The organism is Stenotrophomonas sp. 112478_Sma (assembly GCF_056479905.1).
Window position 1 is genome coordinate 400037 of record NZ_CM151072.1, and the last position, 15475, is coordinate 415511.

Genomic DNA, 15475 nt, shown 5'->3' on the forward strand with positions numbered 1-15475 from the left:
ACCCGGCGCTACCATCGGGGTTCGTGATCCGATGGAGCCCGACCATGCGCAAGAGTGCTTTCCTTGCCCCCGCGCTGCTGCTGGCAGCCTGTGCACAGCCGGCGCCGCCGACGGCCCCGGAGGCAACGCCCGCTGCCGCACCGGCAGCCGAGCCCGTGCAGGCAGCACCGGCAGCACCTGCGGCACCCGCGAGCGAACAGACCGAAGATGCGCGCGCGCGCATCGAGACACTGCTCGGTGACGCGGCGCAGTACGAGAAGGTCTTCAATGCCTTCAGAACGGCGGTGGTCGGCGGTGATCGCGCGGCGGTCGTCGAGGAAATACGTTTCCCGTTGAACATCAGCGGCGGAAAGACGATCGCCGGACCGGGCGAATTCCAGCGCAGCTACGAGAAGATCATCACGCCGGCCGTGGTCAAGGCGGTGTCCGCACAGGATTTCGGCAAGGTGTTCGTCAACCAGCAGGGCGTGATGATCGGCGATGGCCAGGTGTGGTTGAGCGGCCAGTGCCTTGATGCGGCCTGCACCCGGACCGAAGTGAAGGTCATCACCATCCAGTGAGCGTGCGGGGTGACGGGCTCTGGCCCGCCACCCTGCGTTACCTGATCAGGTCTTCGGCGTGAGCTTGAGCAGGCGCGCCTTGCTGCCATCTTCAAGCAGCCACAGCGCGCCATCGGGCCCCTGTTCCACTTCACGGATGCGCTCACCCATGTTGAAACGTTCCGCCTCGCGCGCGTTGTCGCCCTCGAAGGCCACGCGCACCAGTGATGTGGAGGACAGGCCGCCGATGAAGCCGCTGCCCTTCCACTGCGGGAACAGGGTGCCGCTGTAGATGACGAAGCCCGCAGGCGAGATGACCGGCGTCCAGGTCACCTTCGGCGCGGCGAACTCCGGGCGCGTGTCGTGGTCGGGAATCGGCCGGCCGTCGTAGTGGTCGCCGTTGGAGACCACCGGGTAGCCGTAGTTGGCGCCCCGCACGATCAGGTTCAGTTCGTCTCCGCCCGCCGGCCCCATCTCATGCGCCCACAGCTTGCCGTTGGCATCGAAGGCCATGCCCAGGATGTTGCGATGGCCCAGCGACCACACCTGTGCTGCCACGCCGCCCTGTGACGCGAACGGATTGTCCGCCGGCAGGCTGCCATCGTCGTTGAGGCGGATGATCTTGCCGAGGTTGCCGCCCATGTCCTGCGCGGGGTCGAACTTCTGCCGTTCGCTGGAGCTGATCCAGAGCTTGCCGTCCGGACCGAACACCAGGCGATGGCCGTAGTGGCCCTGCCCGCTGACCTTCGGTGTCTGTCGCCAGATCACCTTCAGATCCTTGAGCTGGCCACCGCCGTCGGCGTCCAGGGCGAGCGTGGCGCGGGCCACCGCGGCGCCGCGGGTATCCAGCGTGCCTTCCTCGGCATAGCTGAGGTAGATCACCTGGTTGCGGGCAAAGTCCGGGTGCAGGATGACGTCGCCGAAGCCGCCCTGGCCACCATAGGCGACCTTCGGTACGCCGGTGATCTCATGCTTCTGGCCGCTGGCCACGTCCAGGTGCTGCAGCTTGCCGCGCTTTTCGGTGACCAGCAGACTGCCATCGGGCAGGAAGGTCATTGCCCACGGTTGATCGAAACGGCTGACTTCCGTGGCGGTGAACGGCCGCTGGTCGGTTGCGGCCGCAGCCGCAGCGGGCGCAGCAGCGGTGGCGGCAGTACCGGCAGTGCCGGATGCAGGATCGGCGGCGTTGCAGGCAGTGGTGGCGAGAATCGGCGCCAGGCCGAGGGCAAGCAGCAGGGGCGTGCGGGTCATGGGAATCTCCAGGGCGGGGATGCGGATGGCCAAGCGTTCCCTTGTATACCACTGCGGGTGTGACCGTCGTGGCCCGAAGGTCCTGCTACCCCCTGTGCGACGTGGGGCGGATCGTCTAGGGTGGGCACGCCCGGGCAATGCATGCCCGTCTGTCTGCCAAGGATCTGCAATGCACACTGTTCCGACCCACAAGCCGTCTCCCGCCTTCGTCGCCGCTTCCTGGGTGGCGCTGCTGCTTGGCGCGGTGGCTTATCTGATCGGCCTGTTCAACGCCGAAATGGCCCTGAACGAGAAGGGCTACTACCTGGCGCTGCTGCTGTACGGCCTGTTTGCGGCGGTATCGCTGCAGAAGAGCGTGCGCGACCGCGTGGAGGGCATCCCGGTCAGCGGCCTGTACTACGCGCTGTGCTGGTTCGCCCTGCTATCGGCGCTGCTGCTGTTGCTGGTGGGCCTGTGGAATGCCACGTTGCTGTTGAGCGAGAAGGGCTTCTACGCCATGGCCTTCGCACTTGCGCTGTTCGGCGCGGTCGCGGTGCAGAAGAACACCCGCGACCTGATCGCCGCCAACGGCGGCAATGCACGCGGTCAGGCCGTGCCGCCGCTGCCGGAACACGATTGACGCCCGGATTGCGCAGAGCCGGGACCAGCCCGGCTCTGCCGCAGTGCCGAAGGACAGCCGGGCATGGCCCGGCCGCAGCGGGGCGTGCCCTCAGGTGCCGCGCGGTACGCCCCGGTCCAGGCGCTGGTCGAGGTTGACCGCTTCTTCCCAGCCGCGGCGGACGGCGTTGCGGGCCTGCGCCCATTCCAGCCGGCTCTTGCCGCGCTCGCTCGCCCAGCGTGACTCGAGTTCGGCTTCCACCTCTTCGTACGCGCGGACCATGTCCTGCGCACGGGCAGCGTGGCCGATGCGATAGGCCGGCTCGTAGTCCTCGAAGAACAGCTGGTTGTCGTAATAGGGTTCAGCGGTGTAACGCTCGCGCCAGAAGTCGGAAACGGCCTGGCGCGGTGCGCTGTCATCCGGCACGCGGCCGGGAATCTGGTACTCGGGGCTCATCGATCGGGCTCCGTGGTGGATGAGCTTCGATCATGCCGCCATGGCGGTTAACAGTCCGGTCCGCTCGCGTGAAGGGAAGGTGTCCTCCATTCGCGCCGTCGCTGCCGATCATCAGGCGCCTACGTCCTTGCGCGGCAGTTTGTAGATCACTGCGCCGATGGCGAAGGCGACCAGTGCGGCGGCGATGTTCTGCCAGCTGGCACTGGCGAACAGGGCCAGGCAGAGCAGCAGGGCCAGGACCGGAATCAGCGGCCCGCCCGGCAGCTTCAGTGCGCCCGGCCGGTCGGCGTAGCGCTTGGCCAGCACCAGCACGGCCGCCGCGGTTCCGATGTAGGCGAACAGTCGCGTGGTCATCGACAGCAGCGCCAGCTGAACGAACGAACCGGACAGCGCCAGGCCGAGGGCGATCAGCCCCTGGCAGAAGATCGCGGCAGCCGGTGTGCGGAAGCGCGGATGGACCTGCGCGAGGATCTTCGGCCCGTAGCCATCGCGGGCAAGCGCGAACAGGAAGCGCGGGCCCATCATCATCGTATTGCTGTTGGTGCCGAGAATGGAGATGGTCGCGCCGACGGTCAGGATCAACGCCAGTGCCTCACCGCCGAATCCGGCTGCGGCATCGGCCAGCGGTGTCGGCGACGACGCAAGCCCGGCCAGGGTGCCCTGCGCCACCACCTGCACCGCGCCGTAGATGACGGTGACGGTGATGATCATGGTGATCAACGCGAACGGAATGTCGCGACGGGGATTGCGGTACTCGCCGGCTGCCGCCGGGATGTTCTCGAAACCAGCGTAGGCATACAGCAGCAACAATGCGGCCTCACCCATGCGCTGCAGGTCGTGCGGGTCCGGGCGCTGGCCGGAGAACGCCAGCTGCGGATCGATGTAGAACGCGCCGATGGCCACGAACAGCAGCAGCGGCAGCATCTTGCCGATCACCAGCACGATGCCGGTGCGGGCCGCCGAGCGCACGCCGATGATGTTCACGCCGGTCAGGAAACCCAGCGACAGCACGATCACGGCAAGGCGACCCGTGCCGGCCCCGGCCCAGGGCCAGAAGCGCGCGACCGCATCGGCCAGTGCATTGCTGAGTGCGGCCGCCGAGCTGATACGGGTCAGCCAGATCATCCAGCCGATCTCGAAGCCGGCGAAGCGGCCAAAGGCTTCGCGGGCATACAGATAGCTGCCGCCGGGTTCATCGAAGTAACTGGCGGCCTGCGCGTAGCACAGCACCAGCAGGGCCACCACGATGCCGGCGGCGACCACGCCCCACAGGCTGAAGGGGCCCAGCAGGGCGACGGTGGCCGCCGGCAGCAGATAGATGCCGCTGCCGATCACGTCGTTGATCGACAGGCCGACGATCTGCCAGCGGCTGACCGCGCGCTGCAGCTGCGGTTCGTCCGGGGCGCTCAACGCAACGCTCCGGTCAGGGCCGGCAGCTGCCACGGCCCCTGCAGGTTGTCGTACTCCGTCCTGGGCAGCAGGACGAAGACCGCGCGCGTGTCCGGCTTCAGCCAGGCCAGCAGGGCCGTCATGTGGCGCGGCCCCATTGCCGTACAGCCGGCCGTGGCCTCGCCCGGTTTGCGCCAGAGGTGGGCGAAGATGCAACTGCCCTTGCCCGGCCTGCGGCTGCTGTTATGCTCGATCACGAAGCCCTCGCGGTAGCGAACATCGCCCTTGTTGTGCAGGTCCAGCCGCATCGGTTCGGTGGAGCCTTCCACTGCGGCGGTACCTACGTCCGCCGCATCGACGATGCGGTTGTAGTAGCGCGAGGCGGGTACATCCATGCAGTAGTGGCTGGCCGTCATCGGCAGATACGGCATCGCGCTGGCGATCGTCGGCGCGTAGCCGAACGCGGGGCCGATATCGAAGACGCCGGCCGGACTGCGCCCGTCGCCTTCCGTTTTCTGCGGCCCCTGGTTGTGCAGCGACGCACGGCCCACGCCCCACGCGCTGCCCTGACGCCCCACGGCCACGGTGAAGGCCGGGCCGTGCGGGCGCCACGTGTCGTCGCTGCTCCTGCGCTCATAGGCCTGCAGCCGGCCCTGGGTGGCATCCCAGCTGTCGGTGACCACCACGATGGCCTGCAGACTGCGCGCCATCGGCGGCAGCGGGGTGAGCGCGCCAGCGGGCAGCGCGGTGGCCAGAGCGGTGACAGCGAGGGCGGTACGCAGCAGCGGCAGCATCGTGGACTCCAGTGAACCAGGGGTCGATCAGGCGTCGATCAGGTGTTCGATCCGTTCCAGGTTCACCCCGAGCTGGCGGTGGCGGTCCGGGTTGGCATGGCACAAAAGCACGAAGACGAAGTCGAGCAGGGACTGCAGTGAAGCACGGTACAGCAGCTGCGCCACGTGCGGTGCAGGGTCATGGGCGCAGACCACCAGTGACTGGTCGGCATGTGCGCGCAGCGGGTTGGCGGTATGGCGGGTGATCGACACCACCTTCCCGCCCACGTCCTGGAACTGCCGCGACAGCTGGAACAGCTGCGGAAGCTTGCCGAACTCGGAGAACACCAGCATGGCATCACCGGCCCGCGCCGCTGACAGGTTGGCCATCATCAGGATCGGATCGGCATGGTGCACGGTCAGCATGCCCAGCAGCGACAGTCGCATGGCGAACTCGCGCGCGTACAGGCCGTCATCGCCAAGGCCGTACACGAACACTTTGGGCGCCCTGTCGAGCAGTCGCACGATGGCCTCCACATCAGCCTGCGCATTGGCCAGGCTGGTCTCTTCCTCGGCGGCTGCCCGGCTCAGGCGCAGGCGGCCGGCGATGTCGGCGTAGTCATCGGCGCTCGGCGACGGCGGGCGTGCCTGCGGATCGTGGCCGGCGCGCGCCACGTCCTGGCCGATCGAGTACTTCAGGTCCGGGTAACCCTTGAAGCCCAGCTTCTGGCTGAACTTCACCACGCTGGACTGGCTGATGCCCAGCGCGCTGGCCAGCTGCTGCGACGAGTAGTCGCGCAGCAGGTGCGCGTTGTCGAGGATGAAGTCGGCGATGCGGCGTTCGATGGCCGACATCTGCCCGCGCTCGGAGCGGATTTTCACCAGGGGTGGCATGGGGCTCAGCGTGGGTCCGGTTGCAGGAAGGGTAAGCGGGATCAACGGTCGGCGGTAGCGCCCGCGCAGCGGCCTACCAGCGCGGCGGCGTGATCATCTCCAGCCCGCGCACCTCGGTGATTCCCAGCCCCGGCGCATCGCTGATGGTGATCTCCGACTCGTTGAAGTTGACCCCGCCGCTGACCGGGTCGAACTGGCCCAGCGAAGGGCCGTCCAGGTCGACCTTGGTGATCACATCACTCCTGGCCACGGCCAGGTGCACGGCCGCGGCCACGCTGATGCTCGATTCGATCATGCAGCCGATCATGCACGGCACGCCGTAGATGCCGGCGATGTCGGCGATGCGGATGGCATTGGACAGGCCACCGGTCTTCATCAGCTTGATGTTGATGATGTCCGCCGCGCGCTGCTGGATCAGGTCCATCACCTGGCTGGGACTGAACACGCTCTCATCGGCCATGACCGGCGTGTTGACCCGGTCGGTCACGTACTTCAGGCCACTGATGTCGGCGGCCTTCACCGGCTGCTCCAGCAGCTCCAGCACCACGCCGGCATCCTCCAGCGTGCGCATCGCGTGCACCGCCTGCTTGGCGGTCCAGCCCTGGTTGGCGTCCAGGCGCAGCAGGGCGCGGCCTTCAACCGCCGCGTGGATCGCCTTGACCCGCTCGATGTCCAGGCCGATGTCCTTGCCGACCTTGATCTTCAGCGACTCGAAGCCACGCTCGATCGCCGACAGCGAATCGGCCACCATCTTGTCGATGTAGTCCACGCTGATGGTGATGTCGGTGGTGATGACCGGGTCGCCGCCGCCGAGCATCTGGTACAGCGGCGCACCATGCAGCTGCGCCCACAGGTCGTACAGGGCGATCTCCACTGCGGCCTTGGCGCTGGTATTGCGCTCCATCGACGTCTGCACCAGCCCGCACAGGCGGTTGAGGTTGGCAACGTCCTGCCCGATCAGGCGTGGAGCGATGAAGTGGCGGATCGCTTCGATGATCGAGCCATGCGTATCACCGGTGATCACCGCGGTGGCCGGCGCCTCGCCGTACCCGGTGTGGCCGCTGTCGGTGCGGACCAGCACCACCACGTCCTCCACGGTTTCCACGGTGCGCAGGGCGGTCTTGAAGGGGGTCTTCAGCGGCACGCGCAGCATGCCCAGTTCAATGGCGGTGATCTTCATTCAGGGGTCTTGGCCCGCAGGCGCTGGATGTTGGTGATGCGGTCGATGTAGCGGACCGTGTCGCTGGCCATCATCGGCTCCAGCGGCGTGACCGAAACACCATTGAGATGGGCCTGCACACGCGTGCCGTCGGCGCCGAACCAGCTGCCGCCGGCCGTATCGTGGATGACCCAGGTGCGGCCGTCGACGTGGCCGATGGCCATCATCACATGGCCGGGGATGTAGACCAGATCACCGACCTGCAGGCCGGTGACGGCACGTTCGCGCGCGGCCTTGCCATCCCTGCTGGTGAACGGCAGGCGATCCAGTGCCGGGCTGATCGCCTGGGCGCTGGTATTGCGCGGCAGCAGCACGCCGAAGCTGCGGTAGATTTCCGAAACGAAGCCGCTGCAGTCGCGGGTATCGTAGTCATGGCCCCAGCCATAGCGCTCACCCAGGAACTTGAACGCCTGCTGCAACAGCCGTCGAGGGGTCAGCGGCAGGTAATCGGCGGCCGTGTCCTGCGAGCGCGGCAGCAGTGCCGGAACCAGCTTCAGTCGTCCATCGGCCTCGCGCACGGGCAGCTGCACCACCCATGAGGCGTGGGCCTGCTGGCCGTTGACCGGCGTGGCCGCAGGCCAGTCGGCCAGCACCGGCAGGCGCACGCCCATGTCCAGCTGCAGGCGCGAGACGCGCGGCTCTTCCGGCGTGTAGACGGTGTGCGCGGTGGCGCCGGTGACGATGCGGTACGGGCCGGCGCTGCCATAGCCGAGCACGCTGGTCTTGTCGCCGGTGGCCACGGCGTCCGTTTCGATCCATGCGCTGTAACGCTCGCTGTGCACGAACAACCAGCGGCCATCGGTGCTGCGATGGACCACGGCGACCTTGTCACCGGGGAACAGCGCCGATTCCTGGAAGCGATCGATATCGGTATCGCCCACCGTGCTGAAGACCCGCTCGCGGGTCGGGAAGGTGCGCAGTGCGGCACGCTTCACCACCAGCCCGTAGTCGGGCGCCACCTGTGCGGGAATCGCATCCAGGCCGAGGTTGGCTTCGATGGCCTTGCGCACTGCCGGTGCGATCGCCTGCCCCTTGGCGTTGTAGAGCGTACGCGTGGGCCAGCTCGACAGCGCCGTGATGCTGCTGCGTACCTGTGCCGCATCCAGCTGGGCGGGCAGGGCGGCGATGTCCTGGATATGGACATCCTCTGCGCGCATCCGTGCGTTCTGCGCCTGGATCTGTGCGCGGTCGAGGATCGGCGCATCGGCATCGTCCAGCCGGGCGGCCCAGTAGTCCGGGGTCAGGTAAGCCTCGTGCAGACCGATCACATACGGCAGCTGCGCGCCCGGATCGGGCGCGGCAGCCTGCACGAAGGCCGGTGCGGCGAACAGGCACAGGGCCAGGGTCAACCGGCGCGGCCACTGCCGGCGCGGTTCGCGGGAAGCCAGGATCATGCGCAGCACACCCTCCTCGAATGCCTTAAGGAATATTTATTCCTTTCGCCTGCGAAAGCAAGAATAAATTATTGACCGGTCCTCCGGCCCGTGTTACACAGCCGTTACCACCCGCGCTTGGGAAGTGTCGCTGTGGATCCTGCCGTTCGCAAACCGCGTCTGCCTGCCGCCGCCGGCCTGTGTGCCGCGCTGCTGCTGTGGGCGTCGGCCACGCACGCGGCAGACGCGCGCGACAGCCGGCAGCTGCAGGTGATCGACCTGATCGACAGCGGGCGCTTCAGCGACGCCCAGGCGCTGCTGGCGACCGGGCACGATGCTGCCGAAGACGCATTCCAGCGCGAGCGCATGCGCCGCATCCGCCTGGATTTTTCCCTCGACGAAGCGGCGGCCAAAGCGGCGGTGCGTCGCTGGATTCCGGATCTGACCGACGAGGAGTTCGCGCGCTGGGACCAGCTGGGGCTGATCGAGCACCTCGATATCGATGGCAGGCGCGCGTACTTCAAGCGCGCGCCCTCAAACCTGTTCCTGCTCAGCGATGAAGCGCGTGCACGCCGCCGCGCCGATGCACCGATGCCGTCTCCGGGCCCGAATGAAGTGCTCAACGCGCACCACGCACGTGTCGTTGCTGCTGCCGGTCAAAGCGGCCAGGGCTCGGTGCTGCCGCAGCGCATCGCGTTCACGCAGTCGCTCACGGTCAAGGCCGATGCGGTCCCGGCGGGCGAAACCGTTCGCGCCTGGATTCCCTATCCGCGCGAGATTCCGGGCCAGCAGGAGCGCGTGCAATGGCTTGGCAGTACACCGGACAAAGCACGCGTGGCACCCGCCGGTACCCTGCAGCGCACCGCCTATCTGGAAGCGAAGGCCGTCGCCGGGCAGCCCACGCGCTTCGAGATCCGTTATGCCGTCACCCTGTTCGCCCGCCACACGGCAATCGATCCGGCCCGGGTGCAGCCGACACCGGCCGACGCCGCGCTGCAGCCTTACCTGAGCGAACACTTGCCGCATGTGCGTTTCACGCCGGCATTGAAACTGTTTTCCGACCAGGTGCTGCAGGGCGAAACACGCCCCTACGAGATCGTGCGCAAGCTGTTCGCGGCGGTCGATCGCATCCCATGGGCCGGCGCACGCGAGTATTCCACCCTCAGCAACATCAGCGACTACGCGCTGCGTGCCGGCCATGCCGACTGCGGCCAGCAGACGCTGCTGCTGATCGCGCTGCTGCGCATGAACGGCATTCCCGCGCGCTGGCAGTCGGGCATGGTGTTCTCCGACGATGGCAGCGGCTACAACAACCTGCATGACTGGGGACAGGTCTATCTGGCGCCGTATGGCTGGCTGCCGATGGATGTGACCACCGGTGCACTGGCCAGCGATGTACCTGCGCTGCGCGATTTCTACCTGGGTGGCCTCGACGGCTACCGCATCGCCTTCAACGACGATTTCGGCCAGCCGTTCGTGCCGGCCAAACAGCATTTCCGCTCGGAAACGGTCGACTCGCAGCGCGGCGAGGCCGAGTGGGCAGGCGGCAACCTGTACTTCGACCAATGGAGCTACGACTTCCAGTGGCAGGTACTGCCCGCCGGGCAACGCTAGCGCGACACACCACCATCGGCACCATTCAATTCTTGCAGGAGAGAGCAGGGGATGAAGGCATACAACATCAAGCGGGCGGCGCTGTGCGTCGCCCTGGGTACCTGTCTGGGCGTGATCGCGCCCGGCGCCTTCGCGCAGGATGGCTCCGTCGCCGGCCGGCTGGTCAGCGATGCCGGCCAGGTTCCCGCCGGCGCCACGGTCACGGTGCGCAATCCGGCCACCGGCTTCGTCCGCTCGGTACAGGCCGATGCCAACGGCAGCTATCGCATTCCGCTGCTGCCGGTGGGCACCTATGAGATGGAGGTGAGCCTGCCCGGCGGCGGTGCCAGCCGCGTCGGCCAGGTCACCGTCGGCCTGGGCAGCGCAACCACCGTCAATGTGCCGCTGGGTGCGGTCAGTACCCTGGGAACGGTGGAGGTGCGCGCGCCGCAGGTGGTATCGATGGTGGATGTGAAGTCCACCGAATCGGCCACCAACATCACCCGCGAGGAGCTGTCGCGCCTGCCGGTGGACCGTGACATCACCGCCGTCGCGCTGCTGGCGCCGGGCGCAGTGAAGGGCAAGGGCTCGCTGGGCGGGCAGGGCATTTCGTTCGGCGGCTCGTCAGTGGCCGAGAACACCGTGTACATCAATGGACTGAACGTCACCGACTTCTACAACCGGGTGGGCTTCTCGTCAGTACCGTTCTCCTTCTACCAGGAGTTCCAGGTCAAGACCGGAGGCTATTCGGTGGAGTTCGGGCGCAGCACCGGTGGCGTCATCAACGCCGTCACCCGCTCGGGCAGCAACGACTTCAAGGCCGGTGCCGAGCTGGTGTTCGAACCCCGCGCGTGGCAGTCGCAGGCCCGCGACCGCTATGACGGCCAAGGCAGCCGTTACATCACCGCCAGCCGCGACGACTACAGCCGCAGTGCGCTCAACGTGTTCGCCTCCGGTGCCCTGGTCCAGGACCGGCTGTTCTTCTTCGGCATGTACGAGGCCCGTGACTACCGGCCAACCTCAACCAACGACGCTGGTACGCGCCTGAGCCAGGGCAAGGCCGATGACCCGTTCTGGGGCGGCAAGATCGACTGGCAGATCACCGACAACCAGATGCTGTCGCTGTTCGGCTTCTCGGACAAGAGCAAGACGCTTACCGATGTCTACAACTACGACTATGCCAGTGGCCAGACGGTAGGTGAGCGCAGCAACCAGATCTACAACACCGTGGGCGGCAGGAACTGGTCGGGCACCTACAGCTGGCAGGTCAACAACGACCTGACCATGAAGCTGATGTATGGCGAGAACAAGCGCAACCGCGCGCAGAGCTCGTTGATGGACGAAAACTGCAACCGCGTGTTCGACAACCGTACCGCCAGCCAGGGCGTGCCCTCGCAGCTGCAGGGCGACCGCAGCTGCACCAGCAGCTCGCTGCTGGAATCGGCACTGGATACGCGCAAGGCCGCACGCGCCGACTTCGAGTGGACCCTGGGCGACCATCTGCTGCGCTTCGGCCTGGACCGCGAAGAGAACACCTCCGACTACAGCCGCGCCTATCCCGGTCCGGGTGGTTTCCGCTACGACATCTACTACCGCACGCCGGGCAGCTCGCTCAATGGGGGCATCGTGCCGGCCAGTGGCCTGGTCGCGCGCACCCGCCGGTATGAAGTGGATGGCTCGTTTGAAACCATCAACTCGGCGTATTACCTGGAAGACAACTGGCAGGTCACCCCGAACCTGCTGCTGAACATGGGCCTGCGCCTGGAAGCCTTCGACAACAAGGGCGGCGACGGCAGCAGCTACATCAAGATCGACGACATGCTGGCCCCGCGCCTGGGCTTCGCGTGGGACGTGCGCGGTGATGGCACCACCAAGGTGTTCGGCAACCTTGGCCGCTACTTCCTGCCGGTGGCCAACGTCATCAACATCAAGCAGGCCGGTGGCTTCCTGGACGAACGCACCTGGTACGAATTCCTCGGCTATAGCGGTGCCGCCAACAACGTGCCGAACCTGGGGGCACAGATCGGGCCGGTCGACAATTCGCAGGGTGATGGCAGCGTGCCGGACCTGCGTGCCGAAGTGAACCGGGACATGGACCCGGTCTACCAGGACGAGGCGATCCTCGGCTTCCAGCAGATGATCAACGAAGCCTGGTCGGTCGGTGCCAGCGTGACCTATCGGCGCCTGCACAACGCGATCGATGACATGAACATCACCGCCACCGGCCAGTGCGGTGCCATCGACAGCGTCTGGATCATGGGCAATCCCGGGCGCAGCAATACCGTCTGGGGCGATACCAACTGCGACGGCAGCAACGACGGCTGGATCAGCATCGATACGTCGAAGGAAGGCTGGGCGCTGTATGACGATGACGGCAACTATGTTGGCCAGCGCGGCTGGGTGAAGCCCAAGCGCGACTACAAGGCGCTGGAGTTGCAGGTCGATCGCGCCTGGGATGGCAAGTGGGGCTTCAATGCGTCCTATACGCTGGCCTACGGCCGTGGCAACGCCGAAGGCCCGGTCAACTCCGATACCGACTTCGCCGATGCCGGTCGTACCGAGAACTTCGACAACCCCTGGGTGAACTACCGCGGCTATGGCTACCTGGCCAATGACCGGCGGCATCAGTTCAAGTTCCGTGGCAGCTATGCGTTGACCGAGAACCTGAGCGTGGCGGCGACGCTGGGCGTGCAGTCGGGCAGCCCGATCACCCGCTTCGGCGCCGGCAATCCGTTCGACGATACCGACTTCCACAGCTATTACGTGTGCGTGTCCAACTGCCAGGCGAGTGTGCCGTCCGAGCGCGTGTTCGTGCATTCCCCGCGCGGTGGCGATGGCCGCACGCCGTGGACCTACGACCTCGACGTCAGCGTGTCGTACAAGGTGCCGATCCCCACCGACCTGCGCCTGAAGCTGGCGGTGTACAACGTACTCAACCAGCAGCGTGTGGTGACGGTGGACCAAGACTACGAGCCGCAGGACAGCATCGGTACGCCGAACCCGCTGTATCGTTATGGCACCGGCTTCCAGTCGCCGCGCTATGCGCAGCTGACGGTGACCTGGAGCTACTGACGGTGTGCCCGCGCCGCTCGAAGGGGCGGCGCGGGCAATGACACAAGGGAGCGGGCCTGTGCTTCAGCTGATCGTCCTTGCTGCACTTGCCACCTCGCCTGCTGCGCCGGCGGAGCCCGCGCGCTTTGATGCCGATATCGCCACCGTTGTCGCACGCGAGCACCTGCCTGGGGTGGCGGTGGCGGTGGTGGACCAGGGACAGGTGGTGTACCGCCATGCCAAGGGCATGCGGGGCGATGGCGGTCGCATTGACGAGGACACGCTGTTCAAGATCGCCTCCAACAGCAAGGCGATGACCGCCGCGCTGCTGGCACGGCTGGTGCAGCAGGGCCGGCTGCGCTGGGATGACCCCGTGCAGCGGCATCTGCCCGGCTTCCGCATGCACGACGCCTGGGTGGGGCAACAGATGCAGGTGCGTGATCTGCTGATCCACAACAGTGGCCTGGGGCTGGGCGCCGGTGACCTGATGCTGTGGCCCGAGCCCAATGCCTTCACCCGCGCCGACATCATCGCCGGGCTTGCGCATCTGAAACCCGTCACCAGCTTCCGCAGCGGCTATGCCTACGACAACCTGATGTACGTGGTCGCCGGTGAAGTGGCTGCTGCCGCAGGGGGCAAGCCCTATGACCAGCTGATGCGCGAGCAGGTGTTTGAGCCGCTGGGCATGGCCCGTTGCCAGGTCGGCCGCTGGTCGGTGCGCGACGTCGGCAACGTCGCCCAGCCGCATGCGCGGCGCGACGGCCGCACGACGGTGGTCAACGCCGACGGTGAGATCAGCGCCGATCTGCCATCGATGGCGGCCGGTGGCATCCGCTGCTCGCTGCGCGACATGACGCGCTGGATGCAGGTGCTGCTGGATCCCGACCTGGTGCCGGACTGGCTGGACACGCCACAGCGGCGCGCGCTGTGGACGCTGCACATGCCGATGCCGCTGGGTGACATGCAGCGGCGCTGGGACAACGCACACGTCCACGGCTATGGCTACGGCTGGCGCCTGTCGGACATCGATGGCCACTGGAAGGTGGCGCATACCGGCACCCTGTCCGGCATGTATTCGTCGCTGGCCCTGCTGCCCGACCGTGGCATCGGCGTGGTGATCCTGATCAATGGCGAGGGCGAGCAGGCACGTACGGCGCTGATGCAGTCGATGCTGAAGGCGTACACCGCGCCGCAGGACCGCAGGCGTGCCGCCGACTACCTCGATGAACTGGAGCGCGCGCAGGCGTCCAAGCGTGCGCAGGGGCATGTGGCGCCTTCGACGGAAGGTGCGCGCGCCGTATCCGGCACGGCCTTGCCGCAGTGGCAGGGCCGCTATGCGGATCCATGGCTGGGAACCGCCTGGCTGTGCCCAGGCCCCGACGGCCTGCGGTTCCGCGTGGAGAAATCGCCTCGCCTGCAGGCCCGGGTGATGCAGCTGCAGCAGCGTTGGCTGCTGCGTTGGGATACGCTGGATGAGGACGCGCAGGCGTGGCTGCAGCCCGGCGATGGCCCGGTGCCGTCCCTGCAACTGCGCGCGATCGACCCGGACATCGACTTCAGCTATGACTTCCAGGATCTGCATTTCACTCGCACTGGCGACTGCACTGGCGAGCCCCGCGCACGCCAGTGAGGCGCCGCGCATATCGTCGGCCACCGATGCGTCGCAGGCCGGGCTGGTGGAGATCCGCACGGTGTCGCCGGGAATCGAGCTGGACATCCGCTATGCCGGCGCCGGCAACTTCACGGGCGCACGCGTGCCTGGCTATGAAGCGCCGGCCTGTTATCTGCTGGCGCCGGTCGCGACCGCACTGGCACGGGTCGAAGCGGATCTGCGCGCGCAGGGCTTCGCTCTGCGCATCTACGACTGCTATCGCCCGGTGCGCGCGGTGCAGGCGTTCGTGGCCTGGGCACATGACCCCGCGGAGCAGTCACGCAAGTCACTGCAGTATCCGGATCTGGAAAAGCCGCAGCTGTTGAGCGAAGGCTACATCGCCGAGCGCTCGGGCCACAGTCGCGGCGCCACCGTGGACGTCGGCCTGCTGGCGTGCCGGCGCGACACGTGCACGCCGCTGGACATGGGCACCGATTTCGATTTCTTCGGTCCGCGGGCGCACACCGCGGCCGAGGGACTCAATGACGCACAGCGGGCCCACCGTGCCCGTCTGCTGCAGGCGATGGCCCGGCATGGCTTCAGCAACTATGCGCAGGAGTGGTGGCACTACACGCTGCAGCCCGAGCCGGACCCGATGACCGCCTACGACGTGCCCGTTCGATAGCAGCACCGGCGGGTCCGCGCCGCCGAGACCCTCCGTCGTACACTGGCCGCCTTTCCCCTCCTG

General features: G+C 67.0%; 13 protein-coding genes. 6 read left to right on the top strand and 7 right to left on the bottom strand.

The features are described 5' to 3' along the window. Positions 1-44: 44 nt before the first annotated feature. Positions 45-560, top strand: a complete 516-nt coding sequence (locus tag ACZK08_RS01820) for a hypothetical protein (protein ID WP_065182567.1) — start codon at positions 45-47, stop codon at positions 558-560. A 45-nt stretch (positions 561-605) separates the two neighbouring features. Here ACZK08_RS01820 and ACZK08_RS01825 read toward each other — a convergent pair whose 3' ends face one another. Next, positions 606-1790 (bottom strand): PQQ-dependent sugar dehydrogenase, encoded by a 1185-nt coding sequence (locus ACZK08_RS01825; RefSeq protein WP_065182566.1) that lies wholly within the window; start codon positions 1788-1790, stop codon positions 606-608. A 169-nt stretch (positions 1791-1959) separates the two neighbouring features. On the opposite strand from ACZK08_RS01825, the gene yiaA reads away from it, so the two are divergent. Next, complete coding sequence (gene yiaA / locus ACZK08_RS01830) at positions 1960-2409, top strand: inner membrane protein YiaA (protein WP_053519474.1); 450 nt, start codon at positions 1960-1962, stop codon at positions 2407-2409. 90 nt (positions 2410-2499) lie between these two features. On the opposite strand, the gene ACZK08_RS01835 is transcribed toward yiaA, so the two are convergent. The 6 genes from ACZK08_RS01835 to ACZK08_RS01860 form a co-directional block, all read right to left on the bottom strand. Then, a complete protein-coding gene (locus ACZK08_RS01835) occupies positions 2500-2844 on the bottom strand; it encodes a hypothetical protein (protein WP_478452410.1) in 345 nt (114 codons plus the stop codon). Positions 2845-2955: 111 nt separating this feature from the next. Further along, on the bottom strand, positions 2956-4254 hold the full coding sequence (locus tag ACZK08_RS01840; RefSeq protein WP_065175432.1) for an APC family permease: 1299 nt from the start codon (positions 4252-4254) through the stop codon (positions 2956-2958). Then, positions 4251-5027, bottom strand: a complete 777-nt coding sequence (locus ACZK08_RS01845; RefSeq protein WP_065182565.1) for a L,D-transpeptidase family protein — start codon at positions 5025-5027, stop codon at positions 4251-4253. Before ACZK08_RS01845 ends, ACZK08_RS01840 begins: the two co-directional genes overlap by 4 nt. A 27-nt stretch (positions 5028-5054) precedes the next feature. After that, positions 5055-5900, bottom strand: a complete 846-nt coding sequence (locus tag ACZK08_RS01850) for a MurR/RpiR family transcriptional regulator (RefSeq protein WP_065175430.1) — start codon at positions 5898-5900, stop codon at positions 5055-5057. Positions 5901-5973: 73 nt separating this feature from the next. Further along, positions 5974-7080: a dipeptide epimerase gene (locus ACZK08_RS01855; RefSeq protein ID WP_065182564.1), complete on the bottom strand. Its 1107-nt coding sequence runs from the start codon at positions 7078-7080 to the stop codon at positions 5974-5976. Next, entirely contained in the window at positions 7077-8513 is a 1437-nt protein-coding gene (locus ACZK08_RS01860; protein WP_065182580.1) for an SH3 domain-containing protein, read from the bottom strand. Before ACZK08_RS01860 ends, ACZK08_RS01855 begins: the two co-directional genes overlap by 4 nt. 132 nt (positions 8514-8645) lie before the next feature. On the opposite strand from ACZK08_RS01860, the gene ACZK08_RS01865 reads away from it, so the two are divergent. The 4 genes from ACZK08_RS01865 to ACZK08_RS01880 are packed head-to-tail and all read left to right on the top strand — an operon-like array spanning position 8646 to position 15412. Then, positions 8646-10106, top strand: a complete 1461-nt coding sequence (locus tag ACZK08_RS01865) for a transglutaminase-like domain-containing protein (RefSeq protein ID WP_065182563.1) — start codon at positions 8646-8648, stop codon at positions 10104-10106. Between the two features lie 51 nt (positions 10107-10157). Then, positions 10158-13157, top strand: a complete 3000-nt coding sequence (locus ACZK08_RS01870; protein ID WP_065175428.1) for a TonB-dependent receptor — start codon at positions 10158-10160, stop codon at positions 13155-13157. A 37-nt stretch (positions 13158-13194) separates the two neighbouring features. Next, complete coding sequence (locus tag ACZK08_RS01875; RefSeq protein WP_065182562.1) at positions 13195-14766, top strand: serine hydrolase domain-containing protein; 1572 nt, start codon at positions 13195-13197, stop codon at positions 14764-14766. Continuing rightward, complete coding sequence (locus tag ACZK08_RS01880; RefSeq protein WP_081284430.1) at positions 14699-15412, top strand: M15 family metallopeptidase; 714 nt, start codon at positions 14699-14701, stop codon at positions 15410-15412. Before ACZK08_RS01875 ends, ACZK08_RS01880 begins: the two co-directional genes overlap by 68 nt. Positions 15413-15475 lie beyond the last annotated feature (63 nt).

Coding starts and splice junctions, on each gene's coding strand:
- ACZK08_RS01820 (WP_065182567.1), top strand. CDS start 45: ATGCGCAAGAGTGCTTTCCTTGCCCCCGCGCTGCTGCTGGCAGCCTGT.
- ACZK08_RS01825 (WP_065182566.1), bottom strand. CDS start 1,790: ATGACCCGCACGCCCCTGCTGCTTGCCCTCGGCCTGGCGCCGATTCTC.
- yiaA (WP_053519474.1), top strand. CDS start 1,960: ATGCACACTGTTCCGACCCACAAGCCGTCTCCCGCCTTCGTCGCCGCT.
- ACZK08_RS01835 (WP_478452410.1), bottom strand. CDS start 2,844: ATGAGCCCCGAGTACCAGATTCCCGGCCGCGTGCCGGATGACAGCGCA.
- ACZK08_RS01845 (WP_065182565.1), bottom strand. CDS start 5,027: ATGCTGCCGCTGCTGCGTACCGCCCTCGCTGTCACCGCTCTGGCCACC.
- ACZK08_RS01850 (WP_065175430.1), bottom strand. CDS start 5,900: ATGCCACCCCTGGTGAAAATCCGCTCCGAGCGCGGGCAGATGTCGGCC.
- ACZK08_RS01855 (WP_065182564.1), bottom strand. CDS start 7,080: ATGAAGATCACCGCCATTGAACTGGGCATGCTGCGCGTGCCGCTGAAG.
- ACZK08_RS01860 (WP_065182580.1), bottom strand. CDS start 8,513: ATGATCCTGGCTTCCCGCGAACCGCGCCGGCAGTGGCCGCGCCGGTTG.
- ACZK08_RS01870 (WP_065175428.1), top strand. CDS start 10,158: ATGAAGGCATACAACATCAAGCGGGCGGCGCTGTGCGTCGCCCTGGGT.
- ACZK08_RS01875 (WP_065182562.1), top strand. CDS start 13,195: ATGACACAAGGGAGCGGGCCTGTGCTTCAGCTGATCGTCCTTGCTGCA.
- ACZK08_RS01880 (WP_081284430.1), top strand. CDS start 14,699: ATGACTTCCAGGATCTGCATTTCACTCGCACTGGCGACTGCACTGGCG.